Source organism: Tenacibaculum sp. 1_MG-2023 (genome assembly GCF_030547425.1).
GTDB lineage: Bacteria > Bacteroidota > Bacteroidia > Flavobacteriales > Flavobacteriaceae > Polaribacter.
The window spans coordinates 77,051-100,391 of record NZ_JAUORH010000010.1 but is presented as its reverse complement, the minus strand read 5'-3'; the positions used below and the strand labels follow the sequence as shown (position 1 = coordinate 100,391).

General features: G+C 31.6%; 18 protein-coding genes. 9 read left to right on the top strand and 9 right to left on the bottom strand.

Annotated elements, in window-relative coordinates:
• Positions 1 to 205: 205 nt before the first annotated feature.
• Positions 206 to 790, top strand: a complete 585-nt coding sequence (locus Q4517_RS08805; RefSeq protein WP_303508154.1) for a carboxypeptidase-like regulatory domain-containing protein — start codon at positions 206 to 208, stop codon at positions 788 to 790.
• 540 nt (positions 791 to 1,330) lie between these two features.
• Here Q4517_RS08805 and Q4517_RS08800 read toward each other — a convergent pair.
• The 3 genes from Q4517_RS08800 to Q4517_RS08790 all read right to left on the bottom strand — a co-directional run bounded on the left by Q4517_RS08800 (position 1,331) and on the right by Q4517_RS08790 (position 5,394).
• Positions 1,331 to 1,906 carry a hypothetical protein gene (locus tag Q4517_RS08800; protein WP_303508153.1) on the bottom strand — a complete coding sequence of 192 codons (576 nt, stop codon included), beginning with the start codon at positions 1,904 to 1,906 and terminating at the stop codon, positions 1,331 to 1,333.
• 34 nt (positions 1,907 to 1,940) lie between these two features.
• Positions 1,941 to 2,873 (bottom strand): hypothetical protein, encoded by a 933-nt coding sequence (locus Q4517_RS08795; protein WP_303508152.1) that lies wholly within the window; start codon positions 2,871 to 2,873, stop codon positions 1,941 to 1,943.
• A 64-nt stretch (positions 2,874 to 2,937) separates the two neighbouring features.
• On the bottom strand, positions 2,938 to 5,394 hold the full coding sequence (locus Q4517_RS08790; RefSeq protein WP_303508151.1) for a PAAR domain-containing protein: 2,457 nt from the start codon (positions 5,392 to 5,394) through the stop codon (positions 2,938 to 2,940).
• 1,180 nt (positions 5,395 to 6,574) lie between these two features.
• Between Q4517_RS08790 and Q4517_RS08785 the strand changes: the two genes are divergently transcribed.
• A complete protein-coding gene (locus Q4517_RS08785; protein WP_303508150.1) occupies positions 6,575 to 7,513 on the top strand; it encodes a hypothetical protein in 939 nt (312 codons plus the stop codon).
• A 156-nt stretch (positions 7,514 to 7,669) separates the two neighbouring features.
• Positions 7,670 to 9,385, top strand: coding sequence for an AAA family ATPase (locus Q4517_RS08780; RefSeq protein WP_303508149.1), 1,716 nt, complete (start codon positions 7,670 to 7,672; stop codon positions 9,383 to 9,385).
• A 105-nt stretch (positions 9,386 to 9,490) separates the two neighbouring features.
• On the opposite strand, the gene Q4517_RS08775 is transcribed toward Q4517_RS08780, so the two are convergent.
• Together Q4517_RS08775 and Q4517_RS08770 are read right to left on the bottom strand one after the other, a co-directional pair.
• A complete protein-coding gene (locus Q4517_RS08775; RefSeq protein WP_303508148.1) occupies positions 9,491 to 10,669 on the bottom strand; it encodes an aspartate aminotransferase family protein in 1,179 nt (392 codons plus the stop codon).
• Positions 10,670 to 10,674: 5 nt separating this feature from the next.
• A complete protein-coding gene (locus tag Q4517_RS08770; protein ID WP_303508147.1) occupies positions 10,675 to 12,315 on the bottom strand; it encodes an OstA-like protein in 1,641 nt (546 codons plus the stop codon).
• Between the two features lie 138 nt (positions 12,316 to 12,453).
• Between Q4517_RS08770 and Q4517_RS08765 the strand changes: the two genes are divergently transcribed.
• The 4 genes from Q4517_RS08765 (at position 12,454) to Q4517_RS08750 (ending at position 16,996) form a co-directional block, all read left to right on the top strand.
• Positions 12,454 to 13,884, top strand: a complete 1,431-nt coding sequence (locus tag Q4517_RS08765) for an aspartate aminotransferase family protein (protein WP_303508146.1) — start codon at positions 12,454 to 12,456, stop codon at positions 13,882 to 13,884.
• A gap of 141 nt (positions 13,885 to 14,025) precedes the next feature.
• Positions 14,026 to 15,480, top strand: a complete 1,455-nt coding sequence (gene nirK / locus Q4517_RS08760) for a copper-containing nitrite reductase (RefSeq protein ID WP_303508145.1) — start codon at positions 14,026 to 14,028, stop codon at positions 15,478 to 15,480.
• Positions 15,481 to 15,509: 29 nt separating this feature from the next.
• The gene (locus tag Q4517_RS08755; RefSeq protein WP_303508144.1) at positions 15,510 to 16,286 is read left to right on the top strand and encodes a formylglycine-generating enzyme family protein; all 777 of its coding nucleotides are present in this window, start codon (positions 15,510 to 15,512) and stop codon (positions 16,284 to 16,286) included.
• The gene (locus tag Q4517_RS08750) at positions 16,283 to 16,996 is read left to right on the top strand and encodes an SCO family protein (protein ID WP_303508143.1); all 714 of its coding nucleotides are present in this window, start codon (positions 16,283 to 16,285) and stop codon (positions 16,994 to 16,996) included. Before Q4517_RS08755 ends, Q4517_RS08750 begins: the two co-directional genes overlap by 4 nt.
• A gap of 55 nt (positions 16,997 to 17,051) precedes the next feature.
• On the opposite strand, the gene Q4517_RS08745 is transcribed toward Q4517_RS08750, so the two are convergent.
• The 4 genes from Q4517_RS08745 to Q4517_RS08730 form a co-directional block, all read right to left on the bottom strand.
• Positions 17,052 to 17,582, bottom strand: a complete 531-nt coding sequence (locus tag Q4517_RS08745) for a DUF1572 family protein (RefSeq protein ID WP_303508142.1) — start codon at positions 17,580 to 17,582, stop codon at positions 17,052 to 17,054.
• A 33-nt stretch (positions 17,583 to 17,615) separates the two neighbouring features.
• A complete protein-coding gene (locus tag Q4517_RS08740; RefSeq protein WP_303508141.1) occupies positions 17,616 to 18,887 on the bottom strand; it encodes an adenylosuccinate synthase in 1,272 nt (423 codons plus the stop codon).
• 23 nt (positions 18,888 to 18,910) lie between these two features.
• The gene (locus Q4517_RS08735) at positions 18,911 to 19,360 is read right to left on the bottom strand and encodes a Fur family transcriptional regulator (RefSeq protein WP_115901602.1); all 450 of its coding nucleotides are present in this window, start codon (positions 19,358 to 19,360) and stop codon (positions 18,911 to 18,913) included.
• 74 nt (positions 19,361 to 19,434) lie between these two features.
• Positions 19,435 to 21,651 carry a bifunctional (p)ppGpp synthetase/guanosine-3',5'-bis(diphosphate) 3'-pyrophosphohydrolase gene (locus tag Q4517_RS08730; RefSeq protein WP_303508140.1) on the bottom strand — a complete coding sequence of 739 codons (2,217 nt, stop codon included), beginning with the start codon at positions 21,649 to 21,651 and terminating at the stop codon, positions 19,435 to 19,437.
• Positions 21,652 to 21,983: 332 nt separating this feature from the next.
• On the opposite strand from Q4517_RS08730, the gene Q4517_RS08725 reads away from it, so the two are divergent.
• Together Q4517_RS08725 and Q4517_RS08720 are read left to right on the top strand one after the other, a co-directional pair.
• The gene (locus Q4517_RS08725; protein ID WP_303508139.1) at positions 21,984 to 22,544 is read left to right on the top strand and encodes an RNA polymerase sigma factor; all 561 of its coding nucleotides are present in this window, start codon (positions 21,984 to 21,986) and stop codon (positions 22,542 to 22,544) included.
• Positions 22,531 to 23,310 carry a hypothetical protein gene (locus tag Q4517_RS08720; RefSeq protein WP_303508138.1) on the top strand — a complete coding sequence of 260 codons (780 nt, stop codon included), beginning with the start codon at positions 22,531 to 22,533 and terminating at the stop codon, positions 23,308 to 23,310. Before Q4517_RS08725 ends, Q4517_RS08720 begins: the two co-directional genes overlap by 14 nt.
• Positions 23,311 to 23,341: the final 31 nt, after the last annotated feature.

The following is a 23,341-nucleotide window of genomic DNA, read 5'->3' as shown; positions in this document are numbered from 1 at the left end:
TCGGAGCACGCCGTGATATCAGCGACCCAAAGCTAAGTCTCTAAATAGTTGAGCTTATGGTATTCCGTAATAAAATTAAATTATTATTAGTAAGTTCGTAAAAGTATAAACAAACATAAAACACAACTATAAACCTACCAAAACAGGTGTATAACGATGTATTTTACATCTATATAAACAAGTTGTAGCACATTTGAGAAAACCGATGAAACATATAATAACTTTAACCTTTTATATCATTTCGTTCAGTTTATTTTCACAAAATTGGAAACTGAATAATATTGATAAAACTAAAGAATACGGCTTTCAATACATTTTTTCATTTCAAAACGAAGATGACAATAACGAGATTAAAATCATAACAGTAGAAAACTCAAAAAAAACGGAATTAAGCGGGCAAATTTTAGACAAACTTAATAATCCGATGTCAGGTGTTTCTATCAAAATCATTTCCCAAGACAGTACTTTAAGGAAAGAATTACAAGCAGACTTTGACGGAAATATAAAAGTGGAATTGCCTTCTGGAGAATATTCGATTGAAATTAATTACATAGGATTTGACCAATTCAAAACTGAAATCAAAATTAAGGAAGACTCAACAACTGACTTTAAAATTAAACTTGGATTAGGACAAGAATTACAGATTTACCAAATTGACTCAAAAACTGAATTGACTGAAAATAAAATTTCAGAAGTTATAGAATGTGTTAATGGAAGGAGAAAAGCAAAGAGTTTCAGTACAACCGAATGTTCTGAAAAAAATAAATATAAAGTAACAATACAAATATAAAAACGTGCTACAACAAAGTACTGTGGCAAAAAACAAGTAAATTTAACTACAACTTATCCAACTCACTTAACATAAACATCCTTTTTCAATTTCTTCGTCAGAAACGGTTAGGAGAGGTGTGATACGAATGACTCTTCCTTCGAAAAGGAGCCAGAATACAATCAATTAAAGCTAAATAAAAACGTGTTTCTTAGGTGTGTAATACAAAGAAGTTAATCAAAATATTTATAAATTCGTTTTGAAACCTGTATTGGAACACTGTTTTTATATTTTATACGTTCTTTCCAATTTTCATTTCTGTCATATTTGTATTTATAAGTGTTTTTTTTATAAATTTTATTACCTGTGTAAGAACTAAAAATTTCTGCTATTACATTACCTTTATCATCGTAAGAATAAGTAATTGTTTTATTTAAATCTTTATCCTCGCACCAATATTTTTGTTCTACAACATTGCTTTTTCTATCATATTTATAAGTGTTTGTAGAATGTTCTTTTCTATTATAAACGTGGTTTTCTTCTATTAAATTACTTTCACTATCATAGGTGTAAGATATTATTTCTTTTAATTTTTTTTTTGCCCAAATATTCTTCTGCCTTTATCAAATACCCTTTTGTATTATAAGTATAAATCCATTTTTTATGTACATATTCACCATCATCAGCTTCAGGGAAAAACTCTCTAATTTCATATAGTTTAATTTCTGTTTGATTGCCTGTTTTTTTGTAAACGAATTTTGAAGTAATACATTTTTCTGGAAGTTGAATGTTAATTTCGCACTCTCTAAATTTTATTTGATTTCCTTGTTTATCATAATTAAATGTCCACTGGCGATATGGAACTTTAGATGAATAACGGTAAAAAGATCTTTCCGTTAAGCTTCCTTGTTTATTAAATACAAATTTCTCTTTTCCTGATGAATTAGTTTTCTCTAGAGATTGAATGATGTTTCCATTTTTTTTTATTGCTACATTACTAATTTCTATATAAGACTTAACATGTTTTTTTAAATTTTCTTTTTTCCAATTGGTATTTCTAGTGTGTAATTCTTGTGAATAAGAAATATTACTAGACAGTAAATACAACAGTAAAAATTGTGTAATTATTGTTCTCATTTTTTAGGTTACTTTGGATTTAATATACTATTGATTACTTTTTCTCTTTTTCTAAATAGGCTTTGTATTCAGGTAATTCTTTGTAATTTTTAGGTCGTATGGCATAAAAACCAGCAAAGGATTTATCAGGATAAGTTTGTCTTGGTAATTGTTCTATAAAAAAAACTTCGTCGCTACCACCTAATTCTTTAGGTATTTGATATATATTCATATCAGCATTAAACCCCATGGCACTATAACGTCTAAATTTTAAGATATCCCCTTGTGGTAAATGTAATTCGAACATGTAATAACCAGAGGAAAAACTAATAGGGTTTAAACCACTACTTTTTTGTTTGTCCATTTCTACATATTCAGCTAATTGTAGGGTTTTGTTTTCTAATAAGTTATCAAAGACTTCAGGAATTTTTACCATACGTACTTCTTCGGGAGCTATTTTGGAAGGGTATTGTTCTCTGAAATCAATAGGGCTTTTTTCTAAGTCATCTTTCATCATATACCACTTTCCTTCAACTTTAAAATAGTAATAGCTCATCCATATATATACATAATTAGCTTTATTATAATATTCTTTAAATTTTACTAACCATTTTTTAAAATCTTTTTCCTTATTTTCGAATTCATATGGGTTTTCTATTTCTCTGTCAGAAAAAGGATCTATGTATTTAAACCTTTTGTTATCTCCATTTAATAACCAGTTATTGTATTCACTTATAGACCACATGGTTCCATCTTTCAACGTCTCTCCAGTATAACCCTCTCCTTTTAAATTTCCAAAAAAACCTATTTTCATTCTATTAGATTTTTTTAATTTTTGGTCTCTATTTATTATAGATAAAAATTGCTGTTTTCGTTCAACTAATTTCTCTTTTATTATAGAATTTTCATTAAATAAAGTAATTACATCATAATTTTCTGTTCCTTGATGCTTATGTAAATCTTGATATTCTGTATATTCTTTTTCCATTTTTTGTATAGCCTTTTTCTTTTTTAAATAATTACAACTGGTTAACAAAAGCAAACAAATAGTGCTAATTTTTATTTTTACTTTCATCATATAATTTGCTTTCATATTTTCTTTCACCTTTAACATAGGCTTTAATTACATAGTTTATATAATCAGTTTTTGTTATTGAAGAGTCTATTAAATGTTTTTTCCCTTCTTTCGTTCCCTCTACATAGTTTTTTTCTTGCTTTCTTTTTTCTTCTTCGCTTAAATCCTCAACTTCTTGATTATCAAATGAATTTTTCTTGTATTCCATTCTATAGAATTTATCTTTTCCAGCATTCTTTATACGTTCAAATATAGAAGTATTACCGTACTGATCATTAAAACTACCACTATTGTCTTGTAATAATTTTGTGTGTAAAATATGCCCCACGGGAGCAAAGTGAGCATATAAATCAGCACTTTGTAAGGGAGCGTATTGTAGTAGCATATTTTGATAAGTTACATAGGCTAAATTATATAGAATGATAGCATACTTTTCGTCGCTAGAATACCTCCATTTACGAGTTAAATGTTTTGGTATTTTAATAGGAGTTTTAAAATGTCCTTCAAACAAATTAGTAAGGTTAGTTTTAATCGTTTTGTTTTTATAATTAGCAATTAGTTTTTTGTATAACGTTATTTTTTTATGATTGTTTTCTATAAACGTATAAGTCCCAATTAAAAGATCACCAACAGCGTCTGCGGTAAATTTATGGTTAGTATACTCTTGATAGCTTGATTTAGCTAGTTTAAAGGCATTCATAGCTACACCCCAACGTATGGCTACTCTACTATAACCTTTCCAATGTACACCGTGCATTTGTTGATTTATAGTGGGGGAGTCTAACTTTTCTATAGCATCGTAATCGTAACGTTCTTCAGCTACATAAGGAGGAATAACTACATAGCCACTTTCAGCTCCATACATAGACAAATCAATGATTTTTTTATTTTGTTGTGTTTGGTAATATGAAGGAATACTATCTTGTTTATGAAAATATTCAGCACTAAATAACGTTTTATCCCTTTTAGGATGACAGGCACTTTTTATTTCTGGTATATCTCCATCTATAGTTACTAAATCACCTCTGTCGTTTGGAAAAGTAAATTGTAGAGCTCTACTTTTATAAGCGTTCCAATCGTAACAAATAGCTTTTACATGTTCAAATAAACCTCGTTTGTTAAAAACCTTTTTATATTTAGGACTATATAATTCAGAAATTGCACTTAAAAATTTATGCCCGCTATCTTCATTTTTTCCTCTAAGTACAGCATTTTTGTAAACCATGTACTCTTGTGTTTTTTTCTTAATAAGACTATCGTAGTTTTTCCCATATAACCCTTTAGGTTGATGCACTCCTAAAAAAATAGTATTTATGGCTACTTTTTTCCATCCCATTTCGTTAGCATATTTAATAACCCCTAGTTTTACACCTGCTGCCATACACGCACCTTGACTATGACCAACAATAGTTACGGGTTTATAATGCGGAGAATAGCTTTCTATTTCGGGTTTTTCTTCTTTTTTTGCATCAACCTTTTCTTTTTTGATGAGTTTCCAATTATAACGGGCCCATTCATAGCCTAAAGCAATACCATGATCAACTCTATGTGCTCCGCTACTTCCTAGCCCATGTGAACCATTTATGTAGTGCACTCTACCATCTGCATTAAAGTATTTGGCGTAGGTTTCTGTAGCTTTGTAGTCATTAGCGATATCATTCCAGTAACCATAATATTTACTTTCGGGAGTTTTAAAAATTAACGTATTAGGATTTCTAAACTTTTCTTCAACTATTTTTCTAAATTTACTTTTGTGCAGGTCTTTTTCACGTTGTTCGGCAGTATAATAATCATCATGATCAGTACGTTTATATTCATTAGTGTTTTCACCTCTTGAGGTAAACCAACCAGGTTTATCAGGGTTTAAATCCATTATAGCATTCCAGTGTGATTCGCTGTTTGTTTTAAAGTCACTTAAATAACCATTTATAAAAATAATTTCACCTTGTAGTTTTGGGAGCTCTTTTTCTTTTTTTTCTTGCTCTTGTTGCTCAGCAAGTTCTTTTATTTTTTGTTGATTTTTTTCAGCTTGCTTTAGTTTTTTTGAATTGCCTGTTAATGCTGCTCCAATTCTATCTTTAAAACTAACATCAGGAAATGGAATTTGATCAATAGGCATCACTACAGTTGATTGTGGTGAGCTACTACTAACAAGAACATTATTCTCTCCAGAAGTAATAGCTCCCCCATGTGCAGTCATATCACCTATACATGCTATAGGTTTACCATTAGCAAGAATACTTGGGTTTCCAGTGACTATAGTATCTATACCTGCGTTACATGTACACATGCTACCAATAGTTGCCACAGGTTTACCGTTAATTAAAATATTTTGCTCTCCTTGGGTAACAGGTCCTCCAACATGAGGTGTAGACCCACTACACATTGGACATTGGTGATTACTACCTAGAGTTACAACTGGTTTTTTAGACATAGCTTTTTTATTTTTCGCGAACTAAAATAATAAAAAAGTGTTAATTATCAGTGTTTTATGGTTTTTTTTGAGTGAGATTATTTGTTGTACCAATAAAAGAAGCCGGAGTTACAGCTAGAAAAGGAATGATATATCTTTTGTTGTTTAACATTGAATTAAGTGCATAAATTATGTTATAAAAAACAATGAAAATACCTTTAGCTTATATCCTAAGAAAAAAATAATAACATAGTAGAGAAAAGCATTAACTAATCGTGCCGTGATATCAGCGACCCATGCCGTAGTGTCTTCGGAGGATGCCGTGATATTAGCGATCCATGCCGTGGTGTCTTCGGAGCACGCCGTGATATCAGCGACCCATGCCGTGGTGTTAACGGAGCATGCCGTGATATTAGCGACCCGTGCCGTGGTGTTAACGGAGCACGCCGTGATATCAGCGACCCGTGCCTTGGTGTTAACGGAGCACGCCGTGATATCAGCGACCCGTGCCGTGGTGTCTTCGGAGCATGCCGTGATATCAGCGACCCATGCCGTAGTGTCTTCGGAGCATGCCGTGATATTAGCGACCCATGCCGTGGTGTCTTCGGAGCATGCCGTGATATCAGCGACCCGTGCCTTGGTGTTAACGGAGCACGCCGTGATATCAGCGACCCATGCCGCGGTGTCTTCGGAGCGTGCCGTGATATTAGCGACCCGTGCCGTAGTGTCTTCGGAGCATGCCTTGATATCAGCGACCCGTGCCGTGGTGTTAACGGAGCATGCCGTGATATCAGCGACCCATGCCGTGGTGTTAACGGAGCATGCCGTGATATCAGCGACCCGTGCCGTAGTGTTAACGGAGCATGCCGTGATGTTAGCGACCCAATAACGGGAGTATTCAATAAAGTGTGTCGGGAGTATTCAATAAAGTGTGTCAACTTATTTTTGGAAGTATTTAATAAAGTGTGTCAACTTGGTTTTTGATTTTCTAAATAAGGTATCAGAGGTCGTTAATAACAACTAAAACTACTTTTAGTATCTAAATAGCTGAGCTTATGGTATTCCGTAAGAAAATTAAATTATTATTAGTAAGTTCGTAAGAGTATAAACAAACATAAAATACAACTATAAACCTATAAAAACAGGTGTATAACGATGTGTTTTACATCTATATAAACAAGTTAACAACAATAACCAAACTATGTTCAAAGTAATACTTGATACAAATTTTTATAGAAATTTAAGTAGAAATAAAACCAATAAACAATTAAGTAGATTACTTAACAAAATAAAATTTGCTGAAAATAAAAAGGACATATCTCCATTATTTAATCCAATTGTTGCTAAAGAACTATTAGCACATATAAACCATAAAAATTGGACTAATAGGAAATATATAATTCAATCATTAAAGGCATTATATCATCATAGCGGAACAACAGAAAATTACGAAGCAATACCATCTCCTGAGTTGCTTATCGGAAAGAGTTTCTTTCAACAAGAAATTCAAATGAAAATAGAAACTCAAAAAGCAATCGGACAAATGGCTTTTAATATTGCAAAAAAACCATACTTTGAGACTTTTTTAAAATTAGAAAAAAACCTTTCACTTAACAAAAAACATATTGAAGAAGGGGAAAAAGGTTTTACAGAATCAATTACGAATTTCTTTAAACAAATTGACCCTAATTCAAATGGAAATAATATATTCAAATCAGATAAGAACAAAAGGAATGCAATTATAAAACAAATTGAAAGCAAAAAAACTTCTATAGAAATAGCATCTGCAATGTTGCATCTTACAAATTTATTATTAAATGCAGAGAACAACACCAGAATACTGACTTTAAAAGAATTAGAGCCAATGGCTGAGGAATTTATAAAAACCTTTCCTGAACCTATTAACCTACAAAAAAATGTTTTCAAAAAGGTTGCTCAAAATAATTTCAATATTGAAAAAAACTCTAATTATATTTGGGACATACATATGATGTATTATACTGGTCAAAACACAATAAATTCATCAAAAATGATTTTTGTAACATCAGATAAAGCAATGATTAAATCTGCATTTAGTACAAACAATCAAAATATTATATATAATTATCAAGAATATTTAGACTTTCTCGATATAAAATAAAAACTGTTGTTAACACCGTGTAAAAAAAATTGCTGGTAAAAGCTTACTTACGAAAATCCTCGCGGATTTTCTTAGTTTGTGTTTTATTTACTAAATTTAGTGCTTAAACCATGCAACTTTCCTTACACAAACCCGTTGTACTGCATTTAACGAAAAATGAAAATAAAGGAAGTTCATATATCTAAATTCCGTTCAGTTGAGAACGGAAAATTTCATTTTAATCAAGTTACGGCAATAGTTGGACAGAATAATTCAGGAAAATCAGCTTTAATGAGAGCTTTAAATTCTTTCTTTAATCCAAATGCTGAAATTCATCATTTTATAGATGGAACCAATTTGTATACAACCAAAAGAGCTGTTCCAAGAATCACAATTGATTTTGAATCCGTTCCTAATAAAGCAGTTTACAATCCTTTCTTAAATAATGGACAGATTTGCGTTAAACAAGAATTCAACAAACAAAGAAACAGATTAGAGTATTTAATAAAAAACAACAATAATTTTCAAATTGCTACCGAAGATTTTGTGAAAGAATTGTTTAGTGATGTTCAATTTGTTTTAATACCAACAGAACGTGGAGCGAAATATAAAGGACAGGACGAAATAACAATTTTAAAAAAACTTTTGGATAATTTCTTTTCAACACATACTGCAAAAAGAGACACGTTAAGTCCAAAAGTAAAAGACGCTTTCAAATATTTCAAAAAGAACGCTTTAAGCAAAGTATCCAAAGGCATTGAGGATATGTACTTAGCCAAAAAGGGGTTTAGTGTAGAAATAGACAGCAGATTTCCTTTGAATTATGAACTATTCATTAATGATTTAGCAATCAAAATTGTTGAAGAAGAGCAAAATTTTAAATTGGAAGAATGCGGAAGTGGAATTCAAAGCCTTGTAGCTATTTCAATATATAGATATTTAGCCAAGTTAAATCATACAAACTTCATAATAGGAATTGAAGAGCCTGAAATCAATCTACATCCACAAGCCCAAAAAGAGTTAATATTTGCTCTCTTGGATGAAACAAATAACAATGATTTACAGCTAATATTCACTACTCATTCAACGGTACTGATAGATGAATTGGACCATACTAAAATAGTCTTAGTAAGAAAGGAAAAAGACGTAAAGAGAAGTTTTAAAACTACCATTCATCAATTGAATTCTCAATTTTGGCAGAATTATAATCTGCAAACACTACAATATGACAAGTTTCATAAATTTCGTAATTCAGAATTCTTTTTTGCCAACCACGTTATAGTGACAGAAAGTCCAACAGACTCTGAGGTATTTAGAAATTTATTGAAACTAAAAAATATAGTAATAGAAAGACACGGTATTTCGGTCTTGGAACTTAGTGGAATATCATCCTTAAAGTATGCATTCTATCTTTTAAGAGATTTAAAAATTCCAAAAACTATGATAATCGACAAAGATTTTTTCTTTGACTACCAAAACGGCAGTAAAGCTAATAGTCGATATGGGAATGGGTTTTTCAACTACCGTAACACATACAATAATGAACCTTTAATACCTGAAATTCTAAATAATCAAAATAAAAGAACACAGATAGAGGGTTTATTGACATCTAATCATAGTCGTGCATTAGACCTTACATTAGAATTTGATGTATTATGTATGAAGTACAATATGGAAATGGACTTAGTAGGTTCTACGACAGCAAGAAACTTGATTTATAACCGTCTGAATATTCCAGTTGCGGATAGGAACACTAATAACCTATTGACGAATTTCGAAGGGAGTCTTAAGAAATTAGATTTATTGTTACACGTCATATCAAACTTACCGCACCAGAATTTACCAAACTCATACAAGAGACTAATAAAGAGATTTAAAGAAATAGTGAAATAAAAACGCAGTACAACATTGTATCCTATGAAAAGCACTAATCCAGTCATTCAAAGTTACTATTTCTTTTTTAACTATCTATTTTAAGATGTTTGAATTATTGATAAACTACAATTTATCCAACTCACTTACAATAAGATCACATCCTTTTTCTAGTTCTTCATCAGAAATAGTTAGTGGAGGCGTAATACGAATGGCTCTTCCTTCAAAAAGTAACCAGAATAAAATCAATCCTTTATCTAAACAGTTTAAAATTACTTGTGAGGCAGCTTCAGGAGTATCTACTAATAAAGCAAGCATCAATCCTTTTCCTCTAATTTCTTTAACAGCAGGGTGATTTTTAAAGGCATCGCGAATAATTTTTTCTTTTCGTAAGGCTTCTTCCATTAAGTTAGAGGAAGTGATTTCTTGTACCGTAGCTAAACCAGCACTCGCAATTACAGGATGTCCGCCAAACGTAGTAATATGTCCTAATTTCGGGTGCTCTTTTAAACAGTTCATTATCTCAAAAGAAGCAATAAAAGCGCCGATAGGCATTCCGCCACCTAAACCTTTACCCGTGATAATAATATCTGGAGTGACGTTATAATTTTCAAATCCCCAAAATTTCCCTGTACGTCCAACTCCTGATTGAATTTCATCTAAAATTAACAAGGCGCCAACTTCTTCACAACGTTGTTTTACTTTTGCTAAATAATTATTTTTAGGTTCGATAAATCCTGCACCACCTTGAATAGTTTCAAGGATAACACCCGCTGTATTGGTATTGATTTTTTCTAAATCTATTTCGTTGTTGTATTCAATAAACTTACTTCCTGGAACTAACGGACGAAATGCACGGTTTTGTTGTTCTGCACCACATACACTCATAGCACCTTGTGTATTTCCGTGATACGCATTTTTAGCCGCAATAATTTCACTTCTACCCGTAAATCGTTTGGCTAACTTTAAAGCACCTTCGGTAGCTTCGGTACCAGAATTTACCAGATAAACAGACGAAAGGTTAGGAGGTAAGGTAGCAGCCAAGGCTTTACACAATTCTAATTGTGGTTTTTGTATAAACTCACCATACACCATTACATGTGTATACTGCTCTAATTGATTTTTTATGGCTTCGTTTACTTTAGGGTGATTATGTCCTAAACTATTTGCAGAAACTCCTGCAACAAAATCTAACATCGCTTTTCCGTTGCTATCATAAATATAACTTCCTTTGGCATGTGAAATTTCAATAGCTAATGGGTGAGGTGTGGTTTGACCTTGGTATTTAAAAAAATCGTCTTTCACAGAAATTATTTTAATTTTTTAAGTTTTAGCTTTTCTTGTTCTTTTTCATTTTTTGAAGTTTCTTCAATAAACTGTTCCCTAGCTTCTTTAACAACATCAGGTTGTTTTTTTCTTTTTGAAGGAACGGTAGAAGTAGCGTCTTTCAAAAAAATATCTTCAACAGTTAGGGGCTGTTCATCTCCTCGCCATAAAAAGCCTTTAAATTTTTTTTCGTCAGAAGGAAATTCAGAAGGAGGAAAAGTTTTTCCTTCAGATTTTTTAAAGTATTTAGTTTGTGTTATTTCTCCATCTTCTAAAATAAACTCAATATCACTTGCAATTTCTTTTGTGATAGTTTCTAATTCTTGTGTTTTTTCGTTATTACTGTAGTATAAAGACTCAGCATTACCCTTAACTAACATTGTTCTTAATTCTCCTTTTTCAAACTTTCCATAAATATTTCTTCCTTTAATTTGATTAAAGTTTTCTGTATGAACGGAGTCTTGTTGAATCATAAAACCATTTTGTAAAACCTTTAAAGAGTCAAGTTTATTTGTTTCTTTATTAGATACTAACTGAATACTGTCACCTGTTATTTGGCTATTATTAGACCACAGGATAGGTCTGTTAAACATTCTAGTTAATCCTGTTTCTTGACTTGTATGAATGGAGTCACATTTACCCTGTAAATCGGACTTGAATATTTTTACGTTGTTAAAAATTCTAGCAATTCGTTTTTCAGGTTTACCGGTTAATAAAATTTTATCACCCGCAACATGCATAGAGTCTTTTTCAAATACAGAAATAGCAACGGCTCTATCAATTATAAACAAAGAATCTTTGAGTTCATATAACTCAGCATAATTTCCTTTAGCTACCATATTTTGAACGGTATCAACTACTTTTATATTGTTGGTTGCTGAGGCAAAACCGTTACGTTTATCGTAGTACAAGCTATCAGCAGAAACGGTTCGTTCTTTTAAGAACAATTTTGCGCGTTTAACAAAGTAAGAAACATCGGTATTCGTATCGTAAAAACCTCTTTCAGAATATACTTTAGTACTATCTTTTAAATTAGTAATGGTACTTGGCCCGTATAAATAAGCTAAGTTAGTATTGGTATAATAATCTAAATGGTTAGATTCTAAATGATTTTCAGGGTTTACAACTGTTACTTTTGTTTTAGCAGTAAACTTTTTTTCTCTTAATAGATAAGTTCCTTTTACACTTTTTAGAGTGTTTTTTGTATCACGGATAGTTCCTCCGTTTGGGTAGTATAATATTTGATTAATTCTATCAAAATGAAGCGTATCAGTTTTTAGCGTCATTTCTTTATCATTAATTTCTACATTTCCCCAAGATTTTGCCTTTTTAGTGTTTCCGTTATAGGTAGCAAAATCACTGTATTGAATAATACTATCTCCTTGCTCAATAATTACTTCACCAATAGCTTTAAATAAATTTTTGTCTTTATAAAGTAATGCTCTTTTACAGTCTAGAGTAGCCCCTTCGTGTGACATTTTAACTTTTCCTATCAGTATAGTAGCTCCTGGATATTTACTTTCATCAGCAGTACTTATTTCAGTAGAAAGTATTTTTATTTTTTTTGTTTGAGAAAAACTTACAACAGAGAATAATATAAAAATTAATAGGAATAGTTTTTTCAAAATAATACGATTTAATGCACAAAAATAATGAAAAGAACATGCTAAAATCTTAATAAAGAAATAAAATTATCAAGATAAATAAAAGATTGTCACTTAGTAAATGGTTAATTTTGTAACAAATTAAAAAATTATAAAGATATGAGCGCTCATTTTGATTTATCAAAAGAAGAGATGAAATCTTACGGATATAAAATTGTTGATATAATTGCAGAACATTGGGCTACGTTAGAGCAAAAAAAGCCTGTAGCCAGTGCCTCTAGAAAAGAAATGGACAGTATTTTCTTACAAGAAGCTCCAAATGCTGGTATGCCTGCTGATAAAGTGTTAGATTTTGTGATGGATAATGTAATACCTAATAGTACCGTTATTTCTCACCCTAAAGCATATTCATTTGTACCAGGGCCTAGTAACTTTATTAGTACTATGGCAGATAGTTTGGCAACAGGATTCAATATTTTTTCTGGTGGATGGATGGTTTCTCCTGCAGCAGCTGAGTTAGAAATTGTAACAATGAACTGGTTACTAAAAATGTATAATTTCCCTGTTGAAAAAGGAGGAGGAATTTTTACCAGTGGTGGTTCTATGGCAAACTTAACAGCTTTGGTTACTGCTAGACGTTTAAAATGTGGTGATGATTTTTCTAAAGCCATAATTTATTTGTCAGATCAGGCACACTCTTCAAATATTAAAGCAATTCGTGTTTTAGGATTTAAAAAAGAGCAAATTAGAGTTTTACCCACTGATTTAGAGTTTAGAATTAGTATTAACAAACTAAAAAATGCGATTGCAAAAGACCGATTAGAAGGGTTACAACCGTTTTGTTATATCGCTTCTGCAGGAACTACAAATACTGGTACTGTAGACCCTTTAGATGAAATAGCAGATATTTGTGAAGAAGAAAATTTATGGTTCCATATTGATGGGGCATATGGTGGAGCAGCTATTTTATCAAAAAAAGGAGCAAAAGCTTTGCGTGGAATTGAAAGAGCTGATTCTCTTACTGTAGATCCGCATAAATGGTTTTATCAACCTTATGAAATTGGTTGTTTGTTAGTAAAAGACGCTTCTTGGTTAAGTGGTACTTTTAGCGAAAAACCAGAGTACTTAAGAGACATTGAAGGAAACGAATCGGAAATTAATTTTTACGACTATGGAATTCAGTTAACAAGACGTTTTAGAGCACTAAAGTTTTATATGTCTATTAAAACTTATGGGTTAGACGCTTTTAAAGAAGCTGTTACTTACAACATTCAATTAGCTGATGATGTAGAGAAAATGTTACGTAAGAGTAGAGACTGGGAAATTATTTCTCCTGCAACCTTAGCAGTAATTAATTTTAGATATAACCCTATCGGGTTGAATTTATCAGAAAAAGAAATTGATAAATTAAATCAGAAAATTTCTCAAAAGATAATGGACTCTAGAGAAGCGTTTTTAGTAACTACTATATTGAATAAACAGGTAGTGCTTAGAATGTGTTTGATTAACCCTAAAACGACAATGGGAGATATTAATGAAACCTTGGAGCTGTGTAGCCAATTTGGTGAAGAAATTTTAAAAGATAAATAATTAAAAAGGGGCTAAAAGCTCCTTTTTTGTTTTCATGATAAAAATCATATTTCATAAGCTTTTCTGTTAGTAGTTTTGTTTAATAAAAGATAAAAAAGTCTTTTATTAAAAAGGTATTAATAACTACATCAATAGAGAGAAATGAAACAAGTGAAAACAATTTCAATGATTTTAGCAGCTATGTTTTTAATAACAAGCTGTAAAAATGAAAAACCTGAAGGCTTAGCCATGAAAGATGCTTCAGGTATAGCAATTAAAGGAACTATAGAAGCAGAATTAACAGCTCCACCTCATGTTCCAGTGCCTGTAGGTAACAGAACTGCTAAAAAGTTACTAGTAAACATGGAGATTCTTGAAAAAGAAGGAACTATGACAGATGGTGTAGAATATGTGTACTGGACGTTTGGTGGTTCAGTTCCAGGAAGTTTTATAAGAACTAGAGTAGGAGATGAAGTAGAATTTACACTATCAAATCACCCAGATAATAGATTACCTCATAATATTGATTTACATGCAGTAACAGGTCCAGGTGGAGGAGCAACTTCTTCTTTTGTAGCTCCTGGTCATGAAAAAACATTTTCATTTAAAGCTTTAAACCCTGGGTTATATGTGTATCACTGTGCTACTGCGCCTGTAGGAATGCATATTGCTAACGGAATGTATGGTTTAATTTTAGTGGAACCAGAAGGAGGACTACCAAAAGTAGATAAAGAATACTATATTATGCAAGGTGATTTCTATACAAAGGGAGAGAATGGAGAACCAGGTTTACAGGCTTTTGATATGAGAAAAGCAGTAAAAGAAGATGCCGATTATGTAGTGTTTAACGGAAGCGTAGGAGCTTTAACGGGTGATAATGCAATTACTGCTAATGTAGGAGAAACAGTACGTTTATTTGTTGGTAATGGTGGACCTAATTTAACGTCGTCTTTTCACGTAATTGGTGAAATTTTTGACAATGTTCATATTGAAGGAGGTTCTGTAATTAATAAAGATGTACAAACAACATCAATACCAGCAGGTGGGGCTGCTATTGTGGATTTTAAAGTAGATGTTCCTGGGACGTTTATTTTAGTAGACCATGCTATTTTTAGAGCTTTTAACAAAGGAGCTTTAGGAATGTTGAAAGTAAAAGGTGAAGAGAAAAAGAAAATTTATTCAGGAGTAAAACAAGAGGGAATTTACAATCCTGAAGGAGGTACTATTCAAGAAATGCCTAATGGTAAAGAAGAAGAGGTTGTAGCAAAACCACAAGATAAATCATTAGCACAAAAAATAGCAGACGGAAAACAAATTTATACAAAAACCTGCTTTGCATGTCACCAAGCGAACGGAGAAGGAATTCCAAATGCATTTCCTCCTTTAGCAAAATCAGATTATTTAAATGCTGACGTTAAGAGAGCTATTGATATTGTTTTACACGGTAAAACAGGAGAAATAACAGTAAATGGTCAAAAGTATAATAGTGTAATGACCAAACAAGCTTTAAACGATCAAGAAGTAGCAGATGTTCTTACTTATGTTTACAATTCTTGGGATAACAATAAAACAAATGTTAGTGTAAATACTGTATTAGAAGTAAGAAGTGCTCACTAAAAGCATAGTTAAACTCTAAATTAAAAGAAATGAAAACTATTTTAAGATTGACAATTTGTATATTTTTCTTAGGCATTTCCAATATGAATTGTCAATCTAAAATGGTTCCCATTAAAGGAGGTGATTATATTCCTTTGTACGGAAGAGATTCAGCAAGAGTAACTATTCAAGATTTTTTTATGGATGTACATCCTGTAACTAATGAAGACTTTTTACAGTTTGTAAAAGAAAATCCAAAATGGAGAAAATCTAAAGTAATTAAGCTGTTTGCAGATAAAAGTTACCTTATTAATTGGAAAAATGATACTGAAATAGGAGGTAATCTTAAATTAAAATCACCGGTTACCAATATTTCATGGTTTGCAGCCAAATGTTATTGTGAAAATAAAGGAAAACGTTTGCCTACAGTTGATGAATGGGAATATGTAGGAATGGCTAATCAAAAATTAGCAGATGCAAGAACCTTAAAAACATACAATGAATACATTTTAGGATGGTATGAAAAACCAAGAACATTTAATAATATTATAGGTTCAACTTTTAAAAACTATTGGGGAGTGTATGATATGCATGGCTTAGTTTGGGAATGGACATCCGATTTTAATTCGGTATTAGTGTCAGGAGAATCTAGAAAAGATGTTGATAATGATAGTAATTTATTCTGCGGTAGTGCAGCAATTGGGTCGACAGATTTAATGAATTATGCAGCTTTTATGCGCTATGCTACCCGTGGAAGTTTAAAAGCTAAATACACAATGCGAAACTTAGGTTTTAGATGTGTAAAAGATAAAAATACAGCACAATGAAAGTAGTAAAATATATAATGATATTTCTTTTTTCAATTACGTTATTAAGTTCTTGTAAAAAAGAGAAAAACAATACGAATTTGGCAACTGTATATGAATGTCCTATGCTTTGTGAGGGAGATAAAATGTATGGAGAAGGAGGGAGTTGCCCTGTTTGTAAAATGGATTTAGCACAAAAGAATCAAAATGATGCTAAAGAACTAGCTACTGATATTTCTGAAAGTTCTATATTCAATTTAACATCAGAATGGAAAACTGAAGAGAATAAAAGGATTCATTTAGAAGATTTAAGAGGGAAAACTTTGGTAATGGTAATGATTTATACTACATGTAAAGCTGCTTGCCCAAGATTGGTTGCTGATATGCGTAATATTGAGGCTAAAATACCTAAAGAATATAACGAAGACTTACAATACGTTTTAATTAGTATAGACCCTAAAAACGATACCCCAGAACGATTAAAGGCTTTTGCGAAAGAAAACTTTATGGATGATGAGCATTGGACTTTTTTACAAGGCACAGAAGAATCAGTTAGAGAGTTTGCGAATGTACTAGCTGTGAAATACAAACAAATTTCTCCATTAGATTTTTCACACTCAAATATTATAAGTGTATTTAACCCAGAAGGAGAGTTAGTGCATCAACAAGAAGGTTTGGGGGTAGATAACAAAGAAACAGTAGCAAGTATTTTGGAAACAGTAAAAAATTAGCTGCCATGTTTTCTAATTAAAAACGTCTTTTAGAAATTCCTAAAAGACGTTTTTTTTATTTGTTTTTGTCAAATTGAGTCTGTATAAACTCTTTAGACTTTCCTTTGCCAATCGAAGCCGTTTGCCATTTGTCATTTAAAATCATTTTACCAATATAGGCTATTTGACCAATGTGATAAGGGTAATGAGCTATTTGCCTTGTAATGCTTTCAATTAACTTAACTTGTTTATTTCTTATAAGTATAGGTTGATTGAAGTTTTCTTCATTTAATGAATCTAACGCTGAAAAAAGGGAATCCCATCCTTTTTCCCATTGAGCTATCAATTCTTTTTTTGATAAATCATGAGTTTCAAACTCAGCATCTCTATCTCTCCATTCTTTTTCTCCATCAGAAGTAAAAAAATCTGTCCAACGCGACAACATATTTTCTGATACATGCACAATAATAGCAGCTATACTATTGCTTTCTTCATTGTATTTCCAGTGTACGTCTTTTTCTTCTAGTTGGGCAATCGCTTTATCAGCTACTTCTTTATATGATTTAAATTGAGTAGTGATATTTTCTAAATATTCTTTTATCATCATAAAAAAGGAGCTCAATTGAGCTCCTTTAAATTTTTATCTATTAATTGTTTGTTTTCTATCAGGTCCTACTGAAACTATTTTTACAGGTACACCCGTTTCTTTTTCAATAAACGAGATGTAATTTAATAAGTTTTGAGGTAATTCATCAGAAGAATTCATTTTTGTTAAATCATCTTCCCAACCTTTGAATTCAGTATAGTTTACACTTACGTTTTCTGGTTCAATATTATAAGGTAAATGAGAAATTTCTTCACCTTTGTAATTGTAAGAAGTACAAACTTTTAAAGTGTCAAAACCAGATAAAACATCACCTTTCATCATCATTAATTGTGTAACACCGTTTACATCAACAGCATATTTTAACGCAACTAAATCTAACCATCCACAACGACGAGCACGTCCAGTTGTAGCTCCAAACTCATGACCAACTTCTGCCATAGTAGCTCCGTCTTCGTCAAATAACTCTGTTGGGAAAGGTCCAGAACCTACACGAGTAGTGTATGCTTTAAAAATACCGAAAACTTCACCAATTCTATTAGGAGCAACTCCTAAACCAGTACAAGCACCAGCAGCAGTGGTATTTGAAGAAGTTACGAAAGGATATGTTCCAAAATCGATATCTAATAACGATCCTTGAGCTCCTTCAGCTAAAATAGTTTTACCTTCTTTAATAGCGCTGTTTAAAAATTCTTCAGAATCAATAAACTGTAATGTTTTTAATTTTTCAATTCCTCTAGAAAATTCAGCTTCTAACTCGTCTAAATCATAATCGATTTGAACATCAAAGTATGCTAACATACTTAAGTGCTTTTCAGTTAAAGCTCTATATTTTTCTTTCCAGTTGTCTAATTCTAAATCACCCACACGCATTCCATTTCTACCAGTTTTGTCCATGTATGTTGGTCCAATTCCTTTTAATGTAGATCCTATTTTAGCTTTTCCTTTTGAAGTTTCAGAAGCTGCGTCTAATAATCGGTGCGTTGGTAAAATCAAGTGCGCTTTTCGAGAAATTAATAATTTAGAAGTATAATCAATGTTATGCGTATCTAAATTCTCTAATTCTTTTTGAAAGATAACAGGGTCAATAACCACTCCGTTACCTACTACATTTAAAGCTGTTTTATGAAAAATTCCAGATGGAATAGTATGTAGTACATGCTTGTTTCCGTCAAAAATTAGCGTGTGACCAGCATTTGGACCTCCTTGAAAACGTGCAATTATATCGTAGTTTTTTGTTAAAACGTCTACAATCTTACCTTTTCCCTCGTCTCCCCATTGTAGTCCGAGTAATAAATCTACTGCCATTTAGTGTGTTGTTAAGTGTGTTTTTATTTGTTGTTTCTTTTTGTTCCGTAGAAATAAAGTGAGTGGTTATGAATATCTATATCAAAAACATCTTCAATTGTTTTTTTGATAATTTGAATTCGGGGGTCGCAAAATTCTTTTACTTCGCCACTATCTGTAAGTATTACATGATCGTGATTTTTATCGAAGTAACTTTTTTCGTAGCGCGCCATTGATTGCCCTTCAAATTGATGTTTACGAACCAATCCACAGTCTAACAATAAATCTATCGTATTGTAAAGTGTAGCTCTACTAACACGATAGTTTTTATTTTTCATCTTAATGTATAAAGATTCTATGTCAAAATGTTCTTCAGCATCGTAAATCTCTTGTAAAATAGCGTAACGTTCTGGTGTTTTACGGTGTTTATTCTCTTCTAAGAAAGAAGTGAATACTTTTTTTACAATTTCTTGATTTTCGGCTGAATTACTCATTTATTTTTAAATTTTACGAAAGGACAAATTTACGTTTATTTCTTGATAAAATACAAGAATGTTAAAAACGAAATTTACAAAGTATTAACACGCTCAACTTTTTGAAGGCCTTCTACTTGTTTCATGTTATTAATTAATTTATCAAGTTGGGTTTTATTTTTTACACTTAACGATAGCTTTCCTTCAAACACACCATTATCTCCAGAAATATTTATACTATGAATAAACACATCCATACTATTAGAAATTATTTTGGTAATGTTGTTAACAATTCCTTTATTATCAATACCAGAAAGGTGTAAAATAACTGTAAACTCTTGCTTGGTAGAATCAATCCACTTCGCAGGCATAATTCTGTAGGCATAGTTTGACTGTAGCGAAATAGCATTAGGACAATCGTTTTTATGTACCTTAATTCCTTCGTTAATAGTTACAAAACCAAAAACTTTATCGCCAGGAATAGGTGAACAGCATTTTGCCAGAGTATAATCTAATGTTTGTTCTTCTTTACCAAAAACTAAGGCATCATATTTATTAGTAACCTCTTCTTTTTCGGATATTTCTTTTGAAGGAGAACGTCTAAAGGTACTTTTAATAAAGCCCATAATACGGTTACTTCTTTGAGCAATAAACTCCTTAAGTTGTGTATTGTCTATAGCGCCATTACCAACTCGATAAAATAAATCGAAACTAGTTTTTAAGCCGAAATAACTAGCTAACTCATGAATAACTTTTTCATTTGAGTTAATTTTTAAATGACGTAGTTTTCGTTGTAAAATAGCTTTTCCTTCTTCTGCTATTTTCTTTTCTTCTGCTTTTAAAGCTGATTTTATTTTAGCACGCGCTCTAGCTGTAATAACAAAGTCTAACCAACGCACATTAGGTTTGTTGTTAGAGGCGGTAAGCACTTCTACCTGATCTCCACTTTTTAATTCGTGACTTAATGGCACTAATTTTCCGTTTACTTTGGCTCCACGACACTTTAATCCAACATCGGTATGTACAGAAAAGGCAAAGTCTAATGCTGAAGCTCCTTTAGGAAGTGATTTTAGGTCTCCTTTTGGAGTAAATACATAAATTTCTTTAGCATAAAGATTCAATTTAAAGTCTTCAACAAAGTCTACAGCGTCTAAACTCTGGTTTTCTAAACTTTCTTTTAAACGATTTAACCATCCTTCTAAGCCATTTTCTTTTACAGAGCCTTGCTTGTATTTAAAGTGGGCAGCATAACCTTTTTCAGCAATTTCATCCATTCTTTCAGAACGAATTTGAACTTCAACCCATTTAGCTTGAGGTCCAATTACTGTTATGTGTAATGCTTCATATCCTGTTGATTTTGGTTGTGAAATCCAATCTCTTAATCTGGCAGGGTTTGGTTTAAAAAAATCAGTAACTATAGAGTATATTTTCCAAGCATCGAACTTTTCATCGTCAGAAGTAGGTTTGTAAATAATACGAATCGCAAACTTATCGTACACTTCATCAAAAGTTACGTTTTGCTTACGCATTTTTCTGCGGATAGAAAAAATAGATTTAAAACGTCCTTTTATTTCATAATTAAAGCCTTCTTTATTTAAGGCTTCATTTAAAACACTAGTAAAGCTATCAATATATTTTTGTTGATCTTCTTTACTATCTTTAATTTTAATTAAAATATCCTTATAAACATCGGGTTCGGTATATTTTAACCCTAGGTCTTCCAACTCAGTTTTTATGTTATAAAGTCCTAAACGGTGAGCTAATGGTGCGTAGATATACAAGGTTTCAGATGCTATTTTCACCTGCTTGTGAGGTGGCATAGAGTCCATAGTTTGCATATTGTGTAACCTATCAGCTATTTTAATCAGTATTACTCGGACATCATCATTCAGGGTAAGTAACATTTTTCTAAAATTCTCTGCTTGTATAGAGAAATCTTGATCCTTTTTTAAATTAGAAATTTTAGTGAGTCCGCTAACAATACGAGCAATTTTTTCACCAAACAAGCGTTCCATATCATCAATTGTATAGTGGGTGTCTTCCACAACATCATGAAGTAGGGCAGCAGCAATAGAAGTGGCTCCTAAACCTATTTCATCAGCAACGATTTTTGCCACAGAAATAGGATGGTAAATATAAGGTTCACCTGATTTTCTACGTTGTTCAGAATGTGCTTCTACAGCAATATCAAAAGCTTTACGTATCAATTTTTTATCATTTTCTGATAACGTTTGATATGTACCTTTTAATAAGTTTTTATACCTATTTGCTATTTCTTTGTTTTCTTCCTCTATCGTTGCATTATAATTCATATAATAAAAACTCTTTATACTTATTAGGTTTATAATAAAAGTAGTGCAAAGAATTATATTGGGCAAGTTTTGTAAGAAAATGTTTTTAAATGAATTTTTAATGTATATCTAGGTTTTTTCCTGTAAATATATTTGTTGATATAGTATAACTTTGCCACATAATTCAGAGGAGACACAAAAAGAGCTAGTCCCCCCTGAAATATCATTTAATTATGGTATTTGAACCTCCGGTCTTATAACAAGTTCGGAGGTTTTTTTATTCTTCAGGCAACCTTTTTTCAAGTTCGGTAGTCTTTATATTTGTAAGGCTATAAAAAAACGTACCTATTGATTTGAAAATTATTTCATTACATAACAAAGAAGCTTCGCTTATAAAACAAGCAAAAAAACAAAGTAGAGAAGCTCAGCAACTAATATTTGAGCAACATTCTCCAAAAATGTTAGGAGTTTGCAGGCAGTATGTAAAAGACTTACATCATGCAGAAGATTTAATGCTACAGGGCTTTTTTAAAGTTTTTACCAATATTGAGGAGTTTAAAGAAATGGGGAGCTTTGAAGGCTGGATTCGTAGAATTATGGTAAATACCTGTATAAGTTATTTACGAAAAAAGAACCCTGTTCAAGTATCGGATGAAGATTTTGTTTTTAATGAAGCTGCAACAGTAAACCTTGAAAATACCTCGGTAGAAGATATTCAAAGGTTAATAGATGAGTTACCTGAGGGGTATAAATTAGTGTTTAATTTATATGCTATTGAAGGACATAAACATTCAGAGGTCGCAGAAAAATTACAGATTTCTGAAAGTACCTCAAAGTCACAATTATTTAAAGCTCGTAAATGTTTACAAGCTAGTTACGAGAAAATTAATAAAGTAAGAAATGTCAAGCAATAATATTGATAAGCATATAGCTGAAAAGCTTAAAAACAGAGAACTAAAACCATCTAATTCAGCATGGGAAAGGTTAGAGACTCGTTTAGATAGTCGAGAAGTAACAAAAAAAAGGAACTGGTTTTTATATGTAGGGTATGCAGCAGGTTTTACTTTGTTTATAAGCTTTGTAGCCTTCTATTTTAAAGATTCAGAGTCAAAAGCACCAATTGAAGATGTTATAGTTGATACTCCAGTTGATACACTGAAAATTAATAATAAAGGCATAGAAAAGTTCCTTAGAAATACAGATGAAGCTGTAGTGCAGACAGAAGAAAATCAACAAGAAAAACAATTAAAGAAGAAGAAAAAGATTACTGTAATTAAGAGTTCTACCTTAAAAAAAGAAGATAAAGTCTTTAAAAACATCCAAAAAGAAGAACTACGAAAAGAAGAAGTAGTAGTAGGAAAATTGGATAAGCCAATAGAAACAAAAAAGAAAGAATCTAATTCAAGAGTAAAAGTAATTAGTGACGATTTGCTATTTGCAGTAACACATAGTTCTGAAGAGGTTAAAGAATACTATGCAAAGCATAAAGTAAAGAGAGAAGATGTGTTAAAAACTATTGAAGACGAACTAAAAAAGTCTAACTTAAAAATAGATCCTAATACTATTTTAGCAGAAGTTGAAAGAACGATTGATGATGAAGAGTTTAAGGGAAACTTTATGCAAAAACTAAAATCAAGAATATCCGATATTGCTGTAGCAATTGTAGAGAGAAATAAATAAAAGCGCTTATTAATTATCGATAATTAACCAT

What these genes read in the sequence shown, in the direction of transcription:
- Q4517_RS08805 (WP_303508154.1), top strand. Translation starts at nt 206, where the DNA reads ATGAAACATATAATAACTTTAACCTTTTATATCATTTCGTTCAGTTTA.
- Q4517_RS08800 (WP_303508153.1), bottom strand. Translation starts at nt 1,906, where the DNA reads ATGAGAACAATAATTACACAATTTTTACTGTTGTATTTACTGTCTAGT.
- Q4517_RS08795 (WP_303508152.1), bottom strand. Translation starts at nt 2,873, where the DNA reads ATGGAAAAAGAATATACAGAATATCAAGATTTACATAAGCATCAAGGA.
- Q4517_RS08790 (WP_303508151.1), bottom strand. Translation starts at nt 5,394, where the DNA reads ATGTCTAAAAAACCAGTTGTAACTCTAGGTAGTAATCACCAATGTCCA.
- Q4517_RS08785 (WP_303508150.1), top strand. Translation starts at nt 6,575, where the DNA reads ATGTTCAAAGTAATACTTGATACAAATTTTTATAGAAATTTAAGTAGA.
- Q4517_RS08780 (WP_303508149.1), top strand. Translation starts at nt 7,670, where the DNA reads ATGAAAATAAAGGAAGTTCATATATCTAAATTCCGTTCAGTTGAGAAC.
- Q4517_RS08765 (WP_303508146.1), top strand. Translation starts at nt 12,454, where the DNA reads ATGAGCGCTCATTTTGATTTATCAAAAGAAGAGATGAAATCTTACGGA.
- nirK (WP_303508145.1), top strand. Translation starts at nt 14,026, where the DNA reads ATGAAACAAGTGAAAACAATTTCAATGATTTTAGCAGCTATGTTTTTA.
- Q4517_RS08755 (WP_303508144.1), top strand. Translation starts at nt 15,510, where the DNA reads ATGAAAACTATTTTAAGATTGACAATTTGTATATTTTTCTTAGGCATT.
- Q4517_RS08750 (WP_303508143.1), top strand. Translation starts at nt 16,283, where the DNA reads ATGAAAGTAGTAAAATATATAATGATATTTCTTTTTTCAATTACGTTA.
- Q4517_RS08745 (WP_303508142.1), bottom strand. Translation starts at nt 17,582, where the DNA reads ATGATGATAAAAGAATATTTAGAAAATATCACTACTCAATTTAAATCA.
- Q4517_RS08740 (WP_303508141.1), bottom strand. Translation starts at nt 18,887, where the DNA reads ATGGCAGTAGATTTATTACTCGGACTACAATGGGGAGACGAGGGAAAA.
- Q4517_RS08735 (WP_115901602.1), bottom strand. Translation starts at nt 19,360, where the DNA reads ATGAGTAATTCAGCCGAAAATCAAGAAATTGTAAAAAAAGTATTCACT.
- Q4517_RS08730 (WP_303508140.1), bottom strand. Translation starts at nt 21,651, where the DNA reads ATGAATTATAATGCAACGATAGAGGAAGAAAACAAAGAAATAGCAAAT.
- Q4517_RS08720 (WP_303508138.1), top strand. Translation starts at nt 22,531, where the DNA reads ATGTCAAGCAATAATATTGATAAGCATATAGCTGAAAAGCTTAAAAAC.